We start from the raw sequence: 15,610 nt of genomic DNA on the forward strand, positions 1-15,610 counted from the left end.
AAAGAACACACTGCTACGGCGGATTACTCCAGTTTCTGAAGCGCGTCGAAGAAGTTGCCTGACGGGCCGGCGATGCGGACTGGCGGGCTCGTGGTTTCGACGACGACCTCGGTGGGGACGTCGACGGTGTGCGGTTCGCGTCCGTCGCTGATGACGACCGCCCGTTCGGCGTCGGTGAGCGTGACCGACACCGCGTCGTCGGCGTCGACGACGAGCGGCGGCATCCCGCCGCTGGCGCACATCTCGTTGACGACGACGCCGTCGACCGCCGGGTGGACGAGCGGGCCGCGTTCGCTGAGGTTGTAGGCGGTGGAGCCGGTCGGCGTCGCGACGAGGACGCCGTCGGCCCGGCCGCCGGAGTACAGCGAGCCGTCGACGCGGACCTCGAAGCCGACGCCGCCGCCGTGGCCGCGGCGGGCGCCCTGCACCACGATTTCGTTGGCGGCCGGGTTGCTCTCCCAGTCGCCACAGCGGGCGGCGAGCCGCGGCGCCTCCCGGACGGAGAGCGCGTCGGCGCGATACGCCTCCACTTCGTCGAGCACCGCCTCGACGGCGTCGTCCGGCGAGACGGCGTTCAAGAACCCAACTTCGCCGAGGTTCACGCCGAGAATCGGGGTGCCGCCGGCGTTGCGCGCCGTGAACAGGAAGGTGCCGTCGCCGCCGATGGAGACGACGAGGTCGCAGTCGTCGAAGGTCGACACCGGCGTCCCGTCGCCGTCGTCTCCGAGCGCCGAAGCGGTCTCCTCGTCGACGGAGACGGCGACGTCGACCGACTCCAGCCGGTCGCGGATGTCCGCGGCGAGGTACGCCGCCCGGTCGTTCCCTCGCTGTGCGACGATGCCGACGTTCATGCTCCGCGGTTCGCCCGCCCCCCGGAAAAGCCCGCCGACAGCGGCCGGCCGAAGCGACGCGGACCGCGAGCGTCGGCCGTCGCGGGGCGCCGACCGGACGCCGGGGGAACATTCATGGCTGCCGGGGCCCCACCGCCTCACATGAATGACCGCCCGGCCCGTCACCGGACGGCCACGCGGCGGGAGGGTCAGCCGTGAGTGACGACGACGAGGACTGGTTCGAGCGCGCGCTCCGCGAGGAGGAATCCGCGGAGAGCGAGGCTGAAACCGAGGAGACGGAAGCCGAGGCCGAAGAGACGGAAGCCGAAACTGAGGGAACAGAACCCGAAGCGGAAGCGGAGTCGGAAGCGGAACAGCCTGAGCCGACTGGCGAGTCCGGCGGCGGACCAACCGGCGAGTCCGGCGGCGGTTTCGGCGAGCCATCGGAGTCGGGCGAAGCGGAGCGGTCGGAGCAGCCCCCGGGTGACGCGGAGGAGTTCGGCGGCGAAGCCACGGAGTCCGACCCGTTCGGCGGGTCGTTCGCGGACGCGATGGACGAGGCGCCGTCGCCCGGCGGCGGCGACGAGTTCGGTGGCGGCAGCGGCGGCGACGAGTTCGGTGGCGGCAGCGGCGGAGACGAATTCGGCGGCGGCGGAGGCAGCGGTGGCTTCGGCGACTTCGGCGGTGGGTCGGGAGAATCAGGCGGGTTCGGTGACTTCGGCGGCGGTGGTGGAGGCGGAGGCGGCGGATTCGGTGACTTCGGGGGCGGTGGAGACGAGTTCGGCGGATTCGGCGGCGGTGGCGGCACCGACTTCGACGAGGAGGAGTTCGAGTCCGAAATCGACCGCATCGACGTCGGCATCGAAGGGCTCGACGAGATGATTCTCGGCGGCGTCCCGCGGCGCTCGCTGATGACCGTCATCGGGAGCGCCGGCACCGGGAAGACGACGTTCGGCCTCCAGTTCCTGAACCAGGCGCTGAAAAACGACGGGAAGGGCGTCTACATCACGCTGGAGGAGTCCCGCGACGCCATCATCTCGACCGCCGAGGAGAAGGGGTGGCCGTACCGGAAGTACCACGACGACGGCGACCTCGTCGTCGTCGCGATGGACCCCATCGAGATGGCGAACTCGCTCGACTCGCTCCGGGACGACATCTCGCGGCTCGTCGACGAGTTCGGCGCCGACAGGCTCGTGCTGGACTCCGTGTCGCTGCTGGAGATGATGTACGACAAACCGTCGAAGCGCCGCTCGGAGGTGTTCGACTTCGCGCGGTCGCTGAAGCAGGCGGGCGTCACGACGATGCTCACCTCCGAGGCCAGCGAGGACAACGCCTACGCCTCCCGCCACGGCATCGTCGAGTACCTCACGGACGCCGTCTTCATCCTCCAGTACGTCCGGCCGTCGGACTTCCGGGAGACGCGGCTCGCCGTCGAAATCCAGAAGATTCGGGACGCGAACCACAGCCGCGAGACGAAGCCGTACGAAATCACGAACGACGGCATCTCCGTCTACCGGCAGGCCAACATCTTCTGAGGCGGCCGCGGCGATTCCGTCTCCGTTACTGCTGTCGCAGGACGACCGCGCCGAGCACCGCGAGCGCGCCGACGAGCGCTGCGAGCGCCAGCTCCGGCGTGTCGACCGGTCCGCCGAGCCGGCCGCCGCGCTCTTCGACGACCATCGTCAGCACCGCCGAGGTGTCGTACGCGTGCGCGTAGCCGTCGCCGTACAGCACCGCCTGTAGCCCGTGCGTCCCGGGCGTGGAGGCGTCGAGCCGCTGGGTCACTGTGAGGGATTCGCCGGGTTCGAGCCGCTCCTCCCGGAGATTGAACGTCTCAGTTTCGTTGTTCGGCGACGCGGTCTTCAGCACGACCGTCGCGTTCGCCGCGACGTCGCCGCGGTTCTCCACGGTGACGTTCAGCGTCGCCGACTCTCCGCTGACGAGCCGGTCGGTCGACAGCGACACGTCGGCGAAACACAGTTTCTTCGCGCCGTCGGCCGCACAGTCAGTCCCGGCCGCGCCGACCGCCGGGCCGACCGCCACCGCCGCGACGAGCAACACCACGAACACTCCCGCTGCACCGCTCCGAACTCCCATACGCCGGCGCGGCGTCCGCCGCCCGTAAACCCTCGGGTCCGGCTATCGCCGATGAAAACAGGGGCGTCGGAGACGCGGCGAACCGGTGGGCGGCCGGCTCAGTCGTCGCTCGTCGCGGCCGCGTCGGCCGAGCCGCCGGCGTCGGCGAGCGTCGTCTCCTCGACCGGGTCGAACTCGCCGAAGTGCGCGATTTCGTCGACCGGGCGACGGTACTTCCGGGGGTTCTCGAGGTCGTCGGCGTCCTCGGCCGGGTAGCCGAGCGTGACGACCAGCACCGGCTCGTAGCCGTCGGGGACGTCGAACTCGTCGACGAGCGCGTCCGCGTCGAAGCCGCCGACCGGGCAGGACGCCACCCCCTGGTTCCACGCGGCGTTCATCAGCGACATCGCGGCGAGCGCCGACGACCGGGTGGTCCAGACGCGGCGCTCCGCCTCGGGCAGGTCGGCCATGCCGTCGGCCGTGTCGACGAGGTACTCTTTCGTCTCCTCGTCCGGGATGTAGTCTTTCGCCAGCCAGTCACCGAAGACGGCGTCGGCGTGCGCGGACGGGTCGAGGTTCCCGAACACGACGACGGCCGCCGACGCGTCGGTGACGTGTTCCTGGTCGTTCGCCGCCTCGCGGAGCCGCTCGCGGTTCTCGTCGGACTGCACGACGAGGAACTCCCACGGCTGCAGATTGAAACTCGACGGCGCGTACCGCGCCTGCCCGATGATGTCTTCGAGCGTCTCGCGGTCGACCGCTTCGTCGCTGTACTGGTGAACTGAGCGTCGGGACGTGACGACTTCTTCGAAGTCCATGGACGGACTACCCGCTCCAGCGGTTTGAGGGGACAGAACCCGGCGGACGGTTCGCCCACCCGGTTGTTTAACCGGGGCCCCGGCACGAATACTTGGGCGTTCCGGGAGATGACGCCGACGTAACCCGGTTACTTCGGCGTCCCGAGTCGGTGTGTCACGACGCCGGTGGTCGGCGGGGAGCGGGCCGCTGCGGGGCGAATCAGCGCGCGACCGTGACCGGGACGGGCGCCGACCGGACGATTTCCTCCGCGACGCTGCCGAGCACGATGCGAGAAATCCCCTTCCGGCCGTGGCTCCCGACGACGACGTGGTCGATGTCGTGCTCTTCGGCGTACTCGACGACCGCCTGCGCGGGCCGGCCGACCGTCGTGTCCGTCTCCACGTCGCGGTCGACCAGGTCGGCGGCGTCTTCGAGCAGCCCTTCCGCGCGGGCCTTCGCGCCCTCGAACCACTCCTCGGCGCCGCTGGGGACGCCGGTGGTCGTCGAGTAGCCCGCCTCGGCGGGGTTGATGACGTTCACGAGCACGAGCGTCGCCTCGGGCCACTCCTCGGCCGCGAACCGCAGCGCCGTCGCTGACTGGTCGGAGCCGTCGACGGCGACGAGGATTCGGTCCATGCGACGCCGTACAGTGCCGCCCGGCAAAAACCCCTGTCACGGACCGCCGGCTCAGTCGCCGTGCCGGGTGACGCACACCGGGAGGCCGGTGACTTCGACCGGCTCGGAGTTGTCCGGCGAGTACACCACCATCTGCCCCTTCTCCATGTACGGCACTTTCTCGGCGAGCGACGGCGGGATGTTGACGGAGCTGATGGCGTCCTCGTCGCCGAGGTTCAACACGAGCCGCGTGTTCACCTGCTTGAACACGGCGTCCGCGACGTCCTGCGGGTCCTGCGTGATCAAGAACAGCCCGAGCCGCTCCTTCCGGCCCTGCTTGGCCGCCTCCGTGAACGTCTGAATTACCTTCCGCGCCTGGACGTTGTCGGCCGCCGCCAGGAAGTTGTGCGCCTCGTCCATCCCGAGCACCAGCGGCGTCTCGTCGACGCGCGCGCTGTTCGGGTCGTTCGACAGCTTGTCGTCGACGAGCATCGCGGAGACGGCGAGCACGAACATCTCCTTCGCCCGCGACGACGACAGGTGGTACGTCGGAATCACGGTGAGGCCGCCGGGCCGGACCAGCGTCGTGTCGAGGTCCGTAATCGGCTTCGCGTCCTGGTCGAAGATGCCCGACGGGATGCTGCGGACGCGGCGCTTCACGGCGTCGAACGTCGCCTCGTGCACCCGGCCGGACTCGTCCAGTTCCTCTTTGAGCGCCGGGTCGTCGAGGAACGACAGGAACTGCTGGTAGGTGCCGCCGTCGTAGTTCCGGAAGAACCGGTTGAGCAGCCTGGTGAGCGCCGGGTACTGGTTCTCGTTCAGCGACGCGCCGGCGACGAGCCACGGCATGTCGTAGTCGTCGACGATGCTGAACGGCACGGTGAACTCCACCTGCTCGGCCCGGTGACCCGTCCCGGGGTAGCTGACGCCGGCCTCCTTCGGTACCAGCGCCACGGTGTCGTCGTGGCCGCCGTGGGAGATGCCTTCGCGTTCGAGGCGGCGCTGCCAGTCCGCGTCGACCGCGTCGTTGTCGTCGTGCATCTGCGCGTACTCGTCCTGCGGGTCGAACATGACGACGCCGGCGTTGGCGTCGCGGCCGTCGTCCATCTCGTACGTCCGGTCGAGGTACTGCCGCAGCACGTTCTTCGCGGCGTGCGTCTTCCCGGAGCCGGTGCCGCCGGCGACGAGCGTGTGCCGGAACACCAGCGGGTCACCGTCGGCGTAGTCGTCTTTCAGCCGGTAGTCCACCGTCGCCGGCTCCGCGGCGGTCCGCACCGTCTCCCCGCCGACCGACAGGTGCCCGAGGAAGACGCCGTCCTCCGGAATCGCGAGGCCGGTCTTGATCTGCTCGGCGTCGGTGGCCTGCTGGACGAGCGCGCCCGGCTTCGGCACCCGGTCGACCATCCGCCGCTTCAGTTCTGCCTCGTCTCCGTCGCCGTCGGAGAACAGCACCGCCACCGGGTCGAGTTCGGCGACGAACTTGTAGTCCGCCTCGGTGAAGCCGTCGCGGCCGCCCTGCATCCGCCGCCGCGCCGTCAACTCGGTCGCGTCGTCCGTCTGGAACTCCTGGGCGTACTCCAGCGCCGTGATGCGCGCGAACAGCGTCTCGCCGTCCGGATACGGCACCAGCAGGTACGTTCCGATGCGGACCTCCTCGCGGTTGCCGGCGGTGACGAACGCCTGCAGGCTCGTCTCGTCGCCGTCCTCGGAGACGCGGAGCCCCTGCGCCACCGAAATCGTCCCGAGCGCCTCCGCAGTGCCGGCGTCGGCGGCCGCCATCGCGAACTGCGCGAAGCCGCTGTCCGGGTCGCCGCCACCGCCGACGGCACTGTCGTCGCCGCCGCCGGAAGCGTCCCCCGTGCTCCCGGACCCGCCTGCGTTCCCGGAGTCACCGGAGTTCTCAGCGCCGCCGGAGTCGCCGGAGCCGGAGCCGCCGAACTCCTCGAAGTCGCCGAGATCGGAGTCGCCGAAGTCGGTCATGTCCGCGTCCACGGCAGCAGCCCGTAAAAACGTCTTCCTCCGCCGGCGCCCTGTCGGTTTCGTCGACGCCGACCGGGCGCCGACTCGGCGCTCACCCCACCGCGACGATGCGCGACCGAGCGAATTAGGGGGCGGGGGCGGCGACGGTCTCGGTATGGCCCGAGCCCCGCCGGAGCCGTGGATGACGCTGCTGGCCGGCGCGGCGATACTGCTCGTCGGCTACCTCATCAAGTACCGCGGCTGGACGTCGCTCGTCGCCGGCGTCGGATTCGCGGACGGCGCGTCGTCGCCCGCCGTCGCGGCCTACGCCGGGAACGTCACGCTCGTCGCCGGCGGCTTCGTGATTCTCGTCGGCGCCGTGCAGGCGCTCGGGCTGCTCCACCTGGTCCCCGGCTGGCTGCAGGCCGTGGCGTTCGTCGCCGCCGTCGTCGTCGTGACGCCGCGACTCGGCGTGCGGCCGGCGACGGACTGACGGCGGACTGACGACGACTCCTCGACGCCCGGGACGGAAATCAGGACGGCCGGCGCCCTGTCAGTCGGCGCCAAGACCGAACTTGGTGGCGTCTTCGCCGAGCGACGCGGTCGTCACTGCGGAGACGCCGACGGTGGCGAACAGGCCGAGCAGCATGCACCACAGCCGGATGTCCCACGTCAGGTAGGTGCCGGCGACGACGCTCGGCAGGAACACGTGGACCAGGTAGACCGCCTGGCTGAGGAGGATGCCGGCGAGGACGCCGGCGCGGGTCGTTCCGGCCCAGTACAGCGACACGAGCACGGGGAGCGCGAGCTGGGCGTAGCCGCCGAAGGCGGTGCCGCCGAGCGTCACGAGGAAGCCGAGTCCGGTTCCCTGCCCGGCGACCAGCGAGGCGAGCAGCGTCAGCGTCGCGAACGCGGCGACGCCGACCCGCGCCACCCAGCCTTCGCGGCTGTCCGAGGCGTCCGGTGCGACGAACGGCCGGTAGAGGTCGCGGGTGAAGTACGACGACCCGGACAGCAGCATCGAGTCGGACGACGACATCATCGCGGCCATCGCGCCGGCGATGACGAGCGCCGCGAACCACGTCGGCGTGTACTGCGTGAGCAGCGCCGGCAGGACGTTGCTGCCGGACGCGACGTCGACGCCGAGGCCGGCGGCCCACGACCCGAGCAGGAACGCCGGGACGAACAGCAGCAGCACCAGCACCGGCCACAGCGCGAACGACCGCTTCAGCGTCGCCTCGTCGTTCGCGACGAAGAACCGCTGGTTCACCTGCGGGAACATGGCGACGCCGAACGCGATGGCGACCGCCTGCGCGATCATCCACTGCGGCGAGTAGAGGCCGCCGCCGAGCGCGAGGAACTCGGGGTTGTTGGCGGCGAGCGCGTCGGAGACGGCGCCGTAGCCGCCGGCGGCCGACAGCACCCACGCGACGGCGAGCCAGACGACGCCGAGCATGAACACGCCCTGCAGCGTGTCGGTCCACGCGACGCCGCGCATCCCGGAGAGGACGACGTACGCGACCATGAACACCGTGATGAACGCGGCGCCGCCCCAGTACGGGACCGCGCCGTCGGTGAGGCCGACGATGGCCTGCCCGGCGCCGACCTGCTGGAGCATCACGTACGGGAACAGCCACAGCAGGCTGACGCCGGCGACGGTGCCGCGCAGCAGCGTGGAGCCGAACCGGTCGCCGAGCATCTCGCCGAGCGTCACGTAGCCGTACTCCCGGCCGACGAGCCACTGCTTGTAGCCGATGACGTACCACAGCACCGCGAACAGCAGGCCGTCCATCGTCCCCATCACGAGAATCCACTCGGGGCCGGACTTGTACGCGAGGTTCGGGCCGCCGAAGAACGTGAACGCCGACAGCAGCGTCGCGAACGTCGTGAACAGCAGGACGCCGGTGCCGACCGAGCGGTTCGCGAGGTAGTAGTCCTCGGCGGTCCGGTCGGTGAGCCGGTAGGCGACGAGCCCGATGGCGAGCGCGACGACGAGGTAGCCGGCGATGATGCCGAGCGACAGCGCCGCGTCAGCCACGCCGGATCACCTCCGCGTCGATGCCGCGGTCCCACGCGCCCCTCGTGAAGCCGTAGAAGACGACTGAGGCGAGCGCGAGCCAGCCGACGTGCCACCACAGCCACACCGGGAGTCCGGCGACGGTCGTCGAGTCGCGCCACATGAACCACGGAATCGCGAACGCCACCAGCACCGCCATGGCGATAACCCACAGGAAGTCGGTTCGGTTTCGGGGCATGACCGAACTATTGATACCAATATTACGTAAAGATTGTCCAATCGCCGAGAATCGCCACCGCTGAAGATATATTCTCTTCATAGGTGGTCGTGGGTGGCTCACGGCGAACAGTCCCTCGGCCGGGCAATCTTCGCCCAGCCGGCAGTTTCGACTCGACGGCGTCGCCCGCCCGGACTCGGCAGCGCCGGAGACGGCCGGACGATAGCCGCGTTTTTGTCGCGGCGCGCCGACAGTCCAGCCATGAGTCTGGAGGCCGCCGTGGCGGTCCCGTTCCGCGGGGCCGGCACAGACCGGATGGGTGAAGGCGAGTTCGTCGTGGCGCTGTCGCTCGACCGCGACTGGTTCTCGCCGGACCAGGCGAAGCGGCTCATCGACGTCGCCGCCGGCCGCGGCCTCATCGAGCAGCGCGACGGCGACCTCGTCGCCGACTTCGACCCGGCGGAGGTGCACGTCCCGGAGGACTTCCGGCCGAGCGAGGACGTGCTCCACGAGCAGTCCACGTTCGAGAAGGCCGTCGACGCGCTCGTCGCGTCCGGCGTGGAGAAGCGCGAGGCGGTCGCGGCCGCCAACGAGCGGCAGCGCGAGGCCGGCGTCACCCTCGAAGCCGCCGCGGTGCTGGTCGCCCGCGAACGCGGCGTCGACGTCGACGGCATCGCCGCCGAAGCGCGCGAGTCGCTGCTCGCGGAGGGCGAGTGATGGTCGACGACCGCACCACCGACGGCGTCCGCATCGCGCAACTGCTCGCCTCGGAGCTCTCCGGCGAAATCGGTCGGCTCGCCGGCGTCACCGTCACCGACGCGAACCCGGACGTCGAACCAACGACCGACGGCGCCCGGGCCTACAGCGTCCGCGACGGCGAGGTCGACGGCGACGAACGCCTCCTCGCCGAGGTGTTCGTCCACCCGGACCGCGTCCGCGTCGAGTTCGTCGCGGCGCCCGACGTCGCGGCGAACGCCGGCGAGGACGCCGGGCTCCGCGTCCGGCCGAAAGCCACCGAGCCGCCGCGGACCATCGTGTTCGTCGAAGACGGCGCCGAGGCGAAGCGCGTCGTCGACGTGTTCGACGCCGTCGTCCGCGAGTGACCGCCCGTCGCCCCGCGGACCGCACGGTTTTTGCGGCGCGGCCGCGGTGAGTCGACCGTGACGCTGGACCCGGTTCACGTCGACACCATCGCGTATCTCGCCTCCTCCATCGCGGACGGCGTCGACGACGCGGACCACGACGACCTGGCTGGGACGGTGTGGCGCGACTGGCTCGACCCGCTTCGCGAGGAGGGCCGCCCGGTCGTCGAGCCCGTCGGTGACCACGAGCTCCGCCGGGCCGCCGTCGAGGACGCGGCGCTGGCGGAGCGGCCGTTCGAGACGAGCCACGGCGTCGACTCCGGGACGCTCAATCCGACGTCGTTCAAGAACGGGCTCGTGCTGGACGTGGCCCACGCCGCGATGGGGTCGGAGCCGACCGATCTCGACTTACACCGCGGCCGCAGCGTCGTCGTCACGGTGCACGCCAACGACGCCACCGTCTACTTCCCGGACGTCACCGACGACTGGTCGCGGTACGACGACGGCCACAGCGAGCGCCGCGTCCTGAAGGTGCCGCGGACGCGGCGGTTCGCCGACGAGACGGTGCACGAACTGGCGCTGTCGCTCGCCGAGTCCCACCACGCGCTCCAGCACGTCCACCTCGTCGACGACCTGCTGGTGCTCGACGGGCCGCTGTACCCGAAGCGCCTGCTGAACTGGGCGACCCGCGACCAGGAACTCCGCGAGGTCGCCTACGGCGACACGGTCGCGGAGGCCGTCGAGAACTACGTCAGGCTGGTGGAGGCGTGCATCGACCGCGGCGTCCCGCTCGTCGGCTTCGTGAAGAACCCGACGACGGGCTACGTCACCCGGACGCTCGACGCGAAGGGCGTGGACGCGCCGTGGCCGGACGACACCGCGATGTTCACGCGGCTGCTCGAACTGCGCGCGGACGGCGAGCGGGACACGGACGCGGTGACGTTCACGTCGTGGCTGTACAGCCGCGGCGGCTCCGACGAGCCGATGTCGGCCGACGGCGACGCGCTCGGCGTCGACCGCGACCGCGACCCGGCGCTGTACGAACTGACGTTCATGCTGGTGTACGAACCGCGCGAGGACGTCCTGTTCAAGGTGGAGGCGCCGGCCGCGTTCACCGAGGACGACGCGGTCCGCGACGCGCTCACCCAGCAGGTCGTCTCGGAGGTCGCCGCCGAGCAGGGGCCGCCCGCCGCGGTCCGGAAGGCCGACGAACTGGCCCGCATCGGCGTCGGCGAGAAGCAGTCGCTCCGCCGGAAGTTCGAAGACCGGTTCGGCGCCGAGCACCTCCGCACCTACGACGACGTCCGCTGGGCCGACGACGAGTGACAGGGTCGCCGCGGGCACCGACACGCCGAGGTCGGGGTCGACGCGCCGCGTCGGCGAGGTGACGCTGGCTCTGTGACCGCGCCGCGCCGGCGACGTTGCTTCCGTCGGCCGCGTCGGCGAGGCGTCGGCGACCCGTCTACGCCGGCTCCTCTTTCACGACGTCGACGTCGACGTCCGCTTCCGGGACGCCGACGCGCGCGAACTGCGTCCGGATGTGTTCTTTCGCGGCCGCGACGGCCTGGTCGCGCGTGTCGAAGCCGCGCGGCATCGGCGACTCGAACGCCACCCGAATCGTCTCGCCGTCCACGGTCAACTCGGACCCGCCGCTCTCCACCTGGTAGAACTCGTCGCAGACCCAGACGTACGGCGCGTCCTCGTCCGGCGCGCCCTTGAACGACGGCGCCTCCTCGCCGCGCTCGTACACCGTCCCGGTGAGCGCGGTTCCGCCCCCGCGCCCCCGAACCTGTAACATGCACCGGAGTACGCGGCCGACGCGGAAAAGTCGTCCCCCGCGACGCGATTCCGGTGGATTCCCGGTCGCGGCGTCGCGGTTGCCGTGCGCGGCTGGCCTCCGTGCTGCTGCACCGCCGCCGCGACGCGGCGGCCCGCTCTCACTGCTCCGTCTCCTCGCTCTTCTCCGTGGTTTCGAACGTCTCCGGCGGCGAGACGAGGCCCCAGGCGGCGCCCGCCGAGTGCGCCGCGGTGACGAACGGGTAGAGGAGGAACACCGGGAGGGTTCGGAGCGCCGGGCCGTCGTAGTACCGCCAGCCGCGCCACACCCAGACGAGCGAGAACACGAACAGCGCCTGCGCGAGCAGGTGAAACGCGAATCGGCCGGGGAGACCCTCGGGGACCGCTCTGCTGAACAGCAGGAGGAACGGCGTCACGGGGCTGAACGCCCACGAGACGTTCCGGAGCGTGTCGAGCGCGCGGTACCACCGCGTGAGGTACTGCTCCTCCCGGAGCGTCCCGACGAACCACCGCCGGCGCTGCGCCAGCATCGCCCGCACCGACGGCGGCGCCTGGTTCCGGAACTTCGTCTCCATGACTTCGAGGCTCGCGCCCCGCCGCGCGGCGTGCCACGCGAACACCGTGTCCTCGATGAGCGTGTCGTAGTTCCACGTCACCTCGTCCTCGACGGACCGCCGAATCGCGACGCCGCCGCCCCAGACGTACAGCGGGACGCCGAGCTTCTCGAAGCCGCGCTGCTCCGTCTGGTACCCCATCCGGAGCACCTCAGCCCAGTACGTCAGGTACGACCCGGTGTACATCGGCCACTCGCGGAACTGGACGATGTCCGCGTCGGGGAGCCCGTCGAACTCCGTCACCAGCGTGTCCTCGTCCAGGAACAGGACGTACTCCCTGTCGCACGGGACCGCTCTGCGCGCCCACTCCAGCGCCCGGCCCTTCCGGGTCGCCTCGCAGTCGAACTCGTCGGGGACGACGTGGACCTCCGCGCCGTCGACGTCCATCGGCTCCTCGGCGACGACGTGTCTGTCGTCGAGTCGCTCCGGGAGCGCGTCCACGGTGTTCTGCACGACGCTCTCGGCGGACACGGTGAGGATACGCACCTGCACCGCGTCCGCGTCGTGTTCGAGCGGCGCCGGGTCGGCCTGCCGTCCGCAGTACGCCTCGTACGCCCAGATACCGGTCGGGACGACGTAGACGGCGACGAACCCCCACAGCGACACGTAGACGTAGGTCAGCAGGTGCCCCCTGAACGGGACGCGGGCGAGATAGCCGAACACCGACAGCACCGCGACGGTGAACGCCGCGATAATCAGCGCCGCCACGATTCGCTCCGTCGAAAAGGCGTACTCCGTGTCCCACGACACCGGGCCGGGGAAGCGGTCCCGGTCGGGCGTCGGAACCGCCTCCCGCAGCCGGGCCGTCGAGAAGTCCCACCACCACTCCGGGGTGAGCCCGGACTCGCCTTCGGAGGCCGCCGCGGATTCTGACTCCGTGTCCATCGTGATTCAGCGGCTGAGCCGTCCGGTCACCGAGGCGGGTACGTGTGGCGGAGCACCGTCGTTCCGGCGTCGTCCTCGACGAGAACCGTGTCGCCGTCGTTGTTCCAGACCGGGGAGTCGACGCCCCAGTAGAGGTCGTTTTCGTCCCACTGGCCGTCGCCCGTGTGCAGCCGGAAGCGGTCGCCGGCGTTCAGCGTGAAGCCGTCCGGCAGGTGGAACTGCCAGCCCTCCGCGTCCGCGACCGTGTAGCCGGTCAGGTCGAGCGCGGCGTCCCCGTCGTTCGCGAACTCGACGTACTCCGCAGCGAGGTTCTTCCTGTCGCCGCCCGCCGGGTTCACGTTCAGGTCGGTGACGACGAGCGGGACGTCGGAGTCGGCGTTGTTGAATCCGCCCGGCTGGACCGCGTCCTTCCCGCGGAACCACGTGTACGAGCCGAGTTTCCCGGTGAGGAAGCCGTACGCGGAGTCGAGCGTGAAGTTCGCCGCCTTCGTCTTGTACTCCAGATACAGCGTCCCGTTCTGCCGGTAGTACTTCTGCGGGGTCGCGCCGTTCCCGCCGGCGAGGTGGCTTCGCGACCCGAAGTACACCGACTTGTTGCCGGGGTCGACGTCGCTCGGCGCCACCCACTCGGACGAGTCGGCGCCGCTCGGCGGGGACGTCACGGCGACCGTGATGCGCCGTTTCGCGTACGGGTCGAACTCGTTCGGGTCCGTCCCCGGCATGATTTCGACGTTCGCCCGCTTCACCGACCGCCTGTCTCCGGCCGGCCGAATCTTCACGGGCTTCCCCGGGTAGAGGTCGAAACTCGACGTGTTCCCGGGATCGCCGGCGACGAACCGCCACGAGTCCACGCCGCGCAGCGTCTTCGGCGTCACTTTGATTTTTCCGCCGTCCGCGACGCCCCAGAACGCGCCGCCGTCCGTCTCGCCGGCGCTCCACTCCCACTTCACTTTCGCGTTGCCGCCGTCCCACCTCTCGAAGTCGTCGTCGACGGCGGCGGCGTCGTCGCGGACCGCCCACTCGCCGCTCGACCGCGACAGCCCGGAGAACGTGAACAGCGCCGTGCCGCCCGTCTCGGCCGTCGGGGCGCCGTGCAGGAAGACGAGCGACGACCCGACCGGCCCGTCGTAGACGAACAGCCGCGAGGCCGCCGGGTCGTCGATGACGTCGACCGCGGGGCTCGCCGTCCCCGACGACTGCTGGTACCCGTAGAACTGCTCGACGGTCCGGTCCTGGTACGACAGCGGGTCGACTTCCCAGTGGAGTTTCCCCTGCTCGACGAGGTAGCGCCGCTCCGTCGACGACCCGGTGAGCGCCGAGTAGGCTGCGGTCCCACCGACCGCCGCCGTCGTGAGGCCGCCGGCACCCAGCAGGACTCCTCGCCGTGACAGCGACGAGTCCTCGGTCGACGCCGAATCAGACCCTTCGGACATTGAGATACCACAGTGTCGACGGAGAACACTGAAAAGAAACACGGCCGTTCGTGTCCGGACACTGACCGTGGCGAACGGGGCTCGTTCGCCGCCACGAGCCGTCTCGATTCGCTGCGGGTCGGGCGGATTGGTGCGGCTGCGTCGTCCGAACCCGGATAATGCAGACAAAACGTATTAGAAAACAAGAACGACTGGTCGGCGCTCCTCTCTACTGGCAGAAATGACCGGGTGTTCGTCTCCATCCCGCGCGCTGCAGGCGCGGTGAGGGCGCGGACGTCGCCGCCGAACGGCGGAATCGGGTGCGGCGGTGGCACGGCACCCTTTTCTCGCCCCGGCGGGAAGCGGGAGGCATGGAGACGCACGTCGTCCCGGTCGGCTTCGACTACGACCGGCTCATCGCGCCGCTGGTCCGCGACCAGTTCGACGTGGACCGCGTCGTGCTGCTGGAGGGCGCGGTGGGGAGCGAATCGAACGTCGAGTACTCGCGGACGCTCGCGAAGAAACTGGAGACGGACTTCCGGAACCTGCTCGGCGCCGAAACCGAGCGCGTCACGGTCGCCGACGTGTACGACTACGACGCCGCCTTCGAGCAGGCGTACGACCTCATCAACGCCGAACTCGACGCCGGCGCCGAGGTGTGGGTGAACGTCTCGGCGATGCCGCGGCCCGTGTCGTTCGCGTTCGCCACCGCCGCCCACTCCATCACGCTGGAGCGGCAGGAGGACCGCGACCGCATCCACACCTACTACACGGCGCCCGAGAAGTACCTCGAAACCGAACTCGCGGAGGAACTCCGCGCGTCCCGCGACCTGCTCGCGGACGTCCTCGCCGACGACGCCGTCGACGACGACCGCGTCGAACGCCGCCTCGACGCCGCCACCGGCCTGCTGGAGGAGTTCGACGAGCGCGGCGTCACCATCGGCGCGAAGGAGATCGACGGCAGCCACATCGTCGAACTCCCAGTCGCGTCCTTCTCGAACGTCAAGCCGTTCGAGGAGGTCATCCTGTTCAAGCTCGGCGAGGACGGCGAGTTCGAGTCCGTCTCGGAGCTCGCGAAGGCGCTCGCCGCCGAACTGAACGAGGAGTACACCGACTCGTTCCGCTCGAAGGTCATCTACAACGTCGACCGGCTCGGCCCCGGCGGCAAAGGGTACGTCGAACAGGAGTCACACGGCAAGTCCTACCGGACGCGGCTGTCGCGCATCGGCGAACTCTGGGTCCGCGCGCACGCCGACGGCGACGGGCAGCGGCCGGACTGACGCCGCGGCCGCTCGGCCCCCGGCCGGG

At 70.3% G+C, this 15,610-nt stretch carries 16 protein-coding genes; 6 read left to right on the forward strand and 10 right to left on the reverse strand.

Annotation, left to right across the window (positions count from 1 at the left end):
* Window positions 1-23: 23 nt before the first annotated feature.
* Entirely contained in the window at window positions 24-851 is an 828-nt protein-coding gene (locus ACQUST_RS09910) for an NAD(+)/NADH kinase (RefSeq protein WP_435127793.1), read from the reverse strand.
* 194 nt (window positions 852-1,045) lie between these two features.
* Between ACQUST_RS09910 and ACQUST_RS09915 the strand changes: the two genes are divergently transcribed.
* Complete coding sequence (locus ACQUST_RS09915) at window positions 1,046-2,365, forward strand: KaiC domain-containing protein (RefSeq protein ID WP_435127795.1); 1,320 nt, start codon at window positions 1,046-1,048, stop codon at window positions 2,363-2,365.
* A gap of 25 nt (window positions 2,366-2,390) precedes the next feature.
* Here the strand turns inward: ACQUST_RS09915 and ACQUST_RS09920 are convergent, their stop codons facing one another.
* The 4 genes from ACQUST_RS09920 to ACQUST_RS09935 form a co-directional block, all read right to left on the reverse strand.
* Window positions 2,391-2,927, reverse strand: coding sequence for a CARDB domain-containing protein (locus ACQUST_RS09920; RefSeq protein WP_435127797.1), 537 nt, complete (start codon window positions 2,925-2,927; stop codon window positions 2,391-2,393).
* A 98-nt stretch (window positions 2,928-3,025) separates the two neighbouring features.
* Entirely contained in the window at window positions 3,026-3,724 is a 699-nt protein-coding gene (locus ACQUST_RS09925; protein ID WP_435127799.1) for a nitroreductase family protein, read from the reverse strand.
* Between the two features lie 199 nt (window positions 3,725-3,923).
* Window positions 3,924-4,340 (reverse strand): universal stress protein, encoded by a 417-nt coding sequence (locus ACQUST_RS09930; RefSeq protein WP_435127801.1) that lies wholly within the window; start codon window positions 4,338-4,340, stop codon window positions 3,924-3,926.
* A 51-nt stretch (window positions 4,341-4,391) separates the two neighbouring features.
* Complete coding sequence (locus ACQUST_RS09935; RefSeq protein ID WP_435127803.1) at window positions 4,392-6,299, reverse strand: ATP-binding protein; 1,908 nt, start codon at window positions 6,297-6,299, stop codon at window positions 4,392-4,394.
* A 154-nt stretch (window positions 6,300-6,453) separates the two neighbouring features.
* Between ACQUST_RS09935 and ACQUST_RS09940 the strand changes: the two genes are divergently transcribed.
* Window positions 6,454-6,771, forward strand: coding sequence for a hypothetical protein (locus ACQUST_RS09940; RefSeq protein ID WP_435127805.1), 318 nt, complete (start codon window positions 6,454-6,456; stop codon window positions 6,769-6,771).
* Between the two features lie 60 nt (window positions 6,772-6,831).
* Here the strand turns inward: ACQUST_RS09940 and ACQUST_RS09945 are convergent, their stop codons facing one another.
* On the reverse strand, window positions 6,832-8,316 hold the full coding sequence (locus ACQUST_RS09945; RefSeq protein ID WP_435127807.1) for a sodium:solute symporter family protein: 1,485 nt from the start codon (window positions 8,314-8,316) through the stop codon (window positions 6,832-6,834).
* Complete coding sequence (locus ACQUST_RS09950) at window positions 8,309-8,533, reverse strand: DUF3311 domain-containing protein (RefSeq protein ID WP_435127809.1); 225 nt, start codon at window positions 8,531-8,533, stop codon at window positions 8,309-8,311. Before ACQUST_RS09950 ends, ACQUST_RS09945 begins: the two co-directional genes overlap by 8 nt.
* Before the next feature lie 240 nt (window positions 8,534-8,773).
* Here ACQUST_RS09950 and ACQUST_RS09955 point away from each other — a divergent pair, with 240 nt between their 5' ends.
* From ACQUST_RS09955 to ACQUST_RS09965, 3 genes are read left to right on the forward strand one after another with little or no spacing between them, the layout of a single operon-like run.
* Complete coding sequence (locus tag ACQUST_RS09955; RefSeq protein ID WP_435127811.1) at window positions 8,774-9,229, forward strand: DUF2240 family protein; 456 nt, start codon at window positions 8,774-8,776, stop codon at window positions 9,227-9,229.
* Entirely contained in the window at window positions 9,229-9,615 is a 387-nt protein-coding gene (locus tag ACQUST_RS09960; protein ID WP_435127813.1) for a hypothetical protein, read from the forward strand. Before ACQUST_RS09955 ends, ACQUST_RS09960 begins: the two co-directional genes overlap by 1 nt.
* Before the next feature lie 57 nt (window positions 9,616-9,672).
* Window positions 9,673-10,920, forward strand: a complete 1,248-nt coding sequence (locus ACQUST_RS09965; protein ID WP_435127815.1) for a DNA double-strand break repair nuclease NurA — start codon at window positions 9,673-9,675, stop codon at window positions 10,918-10,920.
* A gap of 136 nt (window positions 10,921-11,056) precedes the next feature.
* Here ACQUST_RS09965 and ACQUST_RS09970 read toward each other — a convergent pair whose 3' ends face one another.
* From ACQUST_RS09970 to ACQUST_RS09980, 3 genes are all read right to left on the reverse strand, one after another.
* A complete protein-coding gene (locus tag ACQUST_RS09970) occupies window positions 11,057-11,392 on the reverse strand; it encodes a DUF7113 family protein (protein ID WP_435127817.1) in 336 nt (111 codons plus the stop codon).
* A gap of 139 nt (window positions 11,393-11,531) precedes the next feature.
* Window positions 11,532-12,890 carry a glycosyltransferase family 2 protein gene (locus tag ACQUST_RS09975; protein WP_435127819.1) on the reverse strand — a complete coding sequence of 453 codons (1,359 nt, stop codon included), beginning with the start codon at window positions 12,888-12,890 and terminating at the stop codon, window positions 11,532-11,534.
* A gap of 26 nt (window positions 12,891-12,916) precedes the next feature.
* Window positions 12,917-14,323, reverse strand: a complete 1,407-nt coding sequence (locus tag ACQUST_RS09980; RefSeq protein WP_435127821.1) for a lamin tail domain-containing protein — start codon at window positions 14,321-14,323, stop codon at window positions 12,917-12,919.
* Window positions 14,324-14,673: 350 nt separating this feature from the next.
* Here ACQUST_RS09980 and ACQUST_RS09985 point away from each other — a divergent pair, with 350 nt between their 5' ends.
* The gene (locus ACQUST_RS09985; RefSeq protein ID WP_435127823.1) at window positions 14,674-15,582 is read left to right on the forward strand and encodes an HFX_2341 family transcriptional regulator; all 909 of its coding nucleotides are present in this window, start codon (window positions 14,674-14,676) and stop codon (window positions 15,580-15,582) included.
* The last annotated feature ends 28 nt before the right edge of the window (window positions 15,583-15,610 follow it).

Source organism: Halobaculum sp. D14, assembly GCF_051195135.1.
Lineage (GTDB): Archaea > Halobacteriota > Halobacteria > Halobacteriales > Haloferacaceae > JBNTKA01.

Bases quoted from the DNA above. Each gene is read 5' to 3' on its own strand.
- ACQUST_RS09935 (WP_435127803.1), bottom strand. From the start codon at position 6,299: ATGACCGACTTCGGCGACTCCGATCTCGGCGACTTCGAGGAGTTCGGC.
- ACQUST_RS09925 (WP_435127799.1), bottom strand. From the start codon at position 3,724: ATGGACTTCGAAGAAGTCGTCACGTCCCGACGCTCAGTTCACCAGTAC.
- ACQUST_RS09930 (WP_435127801.1), bottom strand. From the start codon at position 4,340: ATGGACCGAATCCTCGTCGCCGTCGACGGCTCCGACCAGTCAGCGACG.
- ACQUST_RS09980 (WP_435127821.1), bottom strand. From the start codon at position 14,323: ATGTCCGAAGGGTCTGATTCGGCGTCGACCGAGGACTCGTCGCTGTCA.
- ACQUST_RS09910 (WP_435127793.1), bottom strand. From the start codon at position 851: ATGAACGTCGGCATCGTCGCACAGCGAGGGAACGACCGGGCGGCGTAC.
- ACQUST_RS09985 (WP_435127823.1), top strand. From the start codon at position 14,674: ATGGAGACGCACGTCGTCCCGGTCGGCTTCGACTACGACCGGCTCATC.
- ACQUST_RS09940 (WP_435127805.1), top strand. From the start codon at position 6,454: ATGGCCCGAGCCCCGCCGGAGCCGTGGATGACGCTGCTGGCCGGCGCG.
- ACQUST_RS09970 (WP_435127817.1), bottom strand. From the start codon at position 11,392: ATGTTACAGGTTCGGGGGCGCGGGGGCGGAACCGCGCTCACCGGGACG.
- ACQUST_RS09960 (WP_435127813.1), top strand. From the start codon at position 9,229: ATGGTCGACGACCGCACCACCGACGGCGTCCGCATCGCGCAACTGCTC.
- ACQUST_RS09955 (WP_435127811.1), top strand. From the start codon at position 8,774: ATGAGTCTGGAGGCCGCCGTGGCGGTCCCGTTCCGCGGGGCCGGCACA.
- ACQUST_RS09950 (WP_435127809.1), bottom strand. From the start codon at position 8,533: ATGCCCCGAAACCGAACCGACTTCCTGTGGGTTATCGCCATGGCGGTG.
- ACQUST_RS09975 (WP_435127819.1), bottom strand. From the start codon at position 12,890: ATGGACACGGAGTCAGAATCCGCGGCGGCCTCCGAAGGCGAGTCCGGG.
- ACQUST_RS09920 (WP_435127797.1), bottom strand. From the start codon at position 2,927: ATGGGAGTTCGGAGCGGTGCAGCGGGAGTGTTCGTGGTGTTGCTCGTC.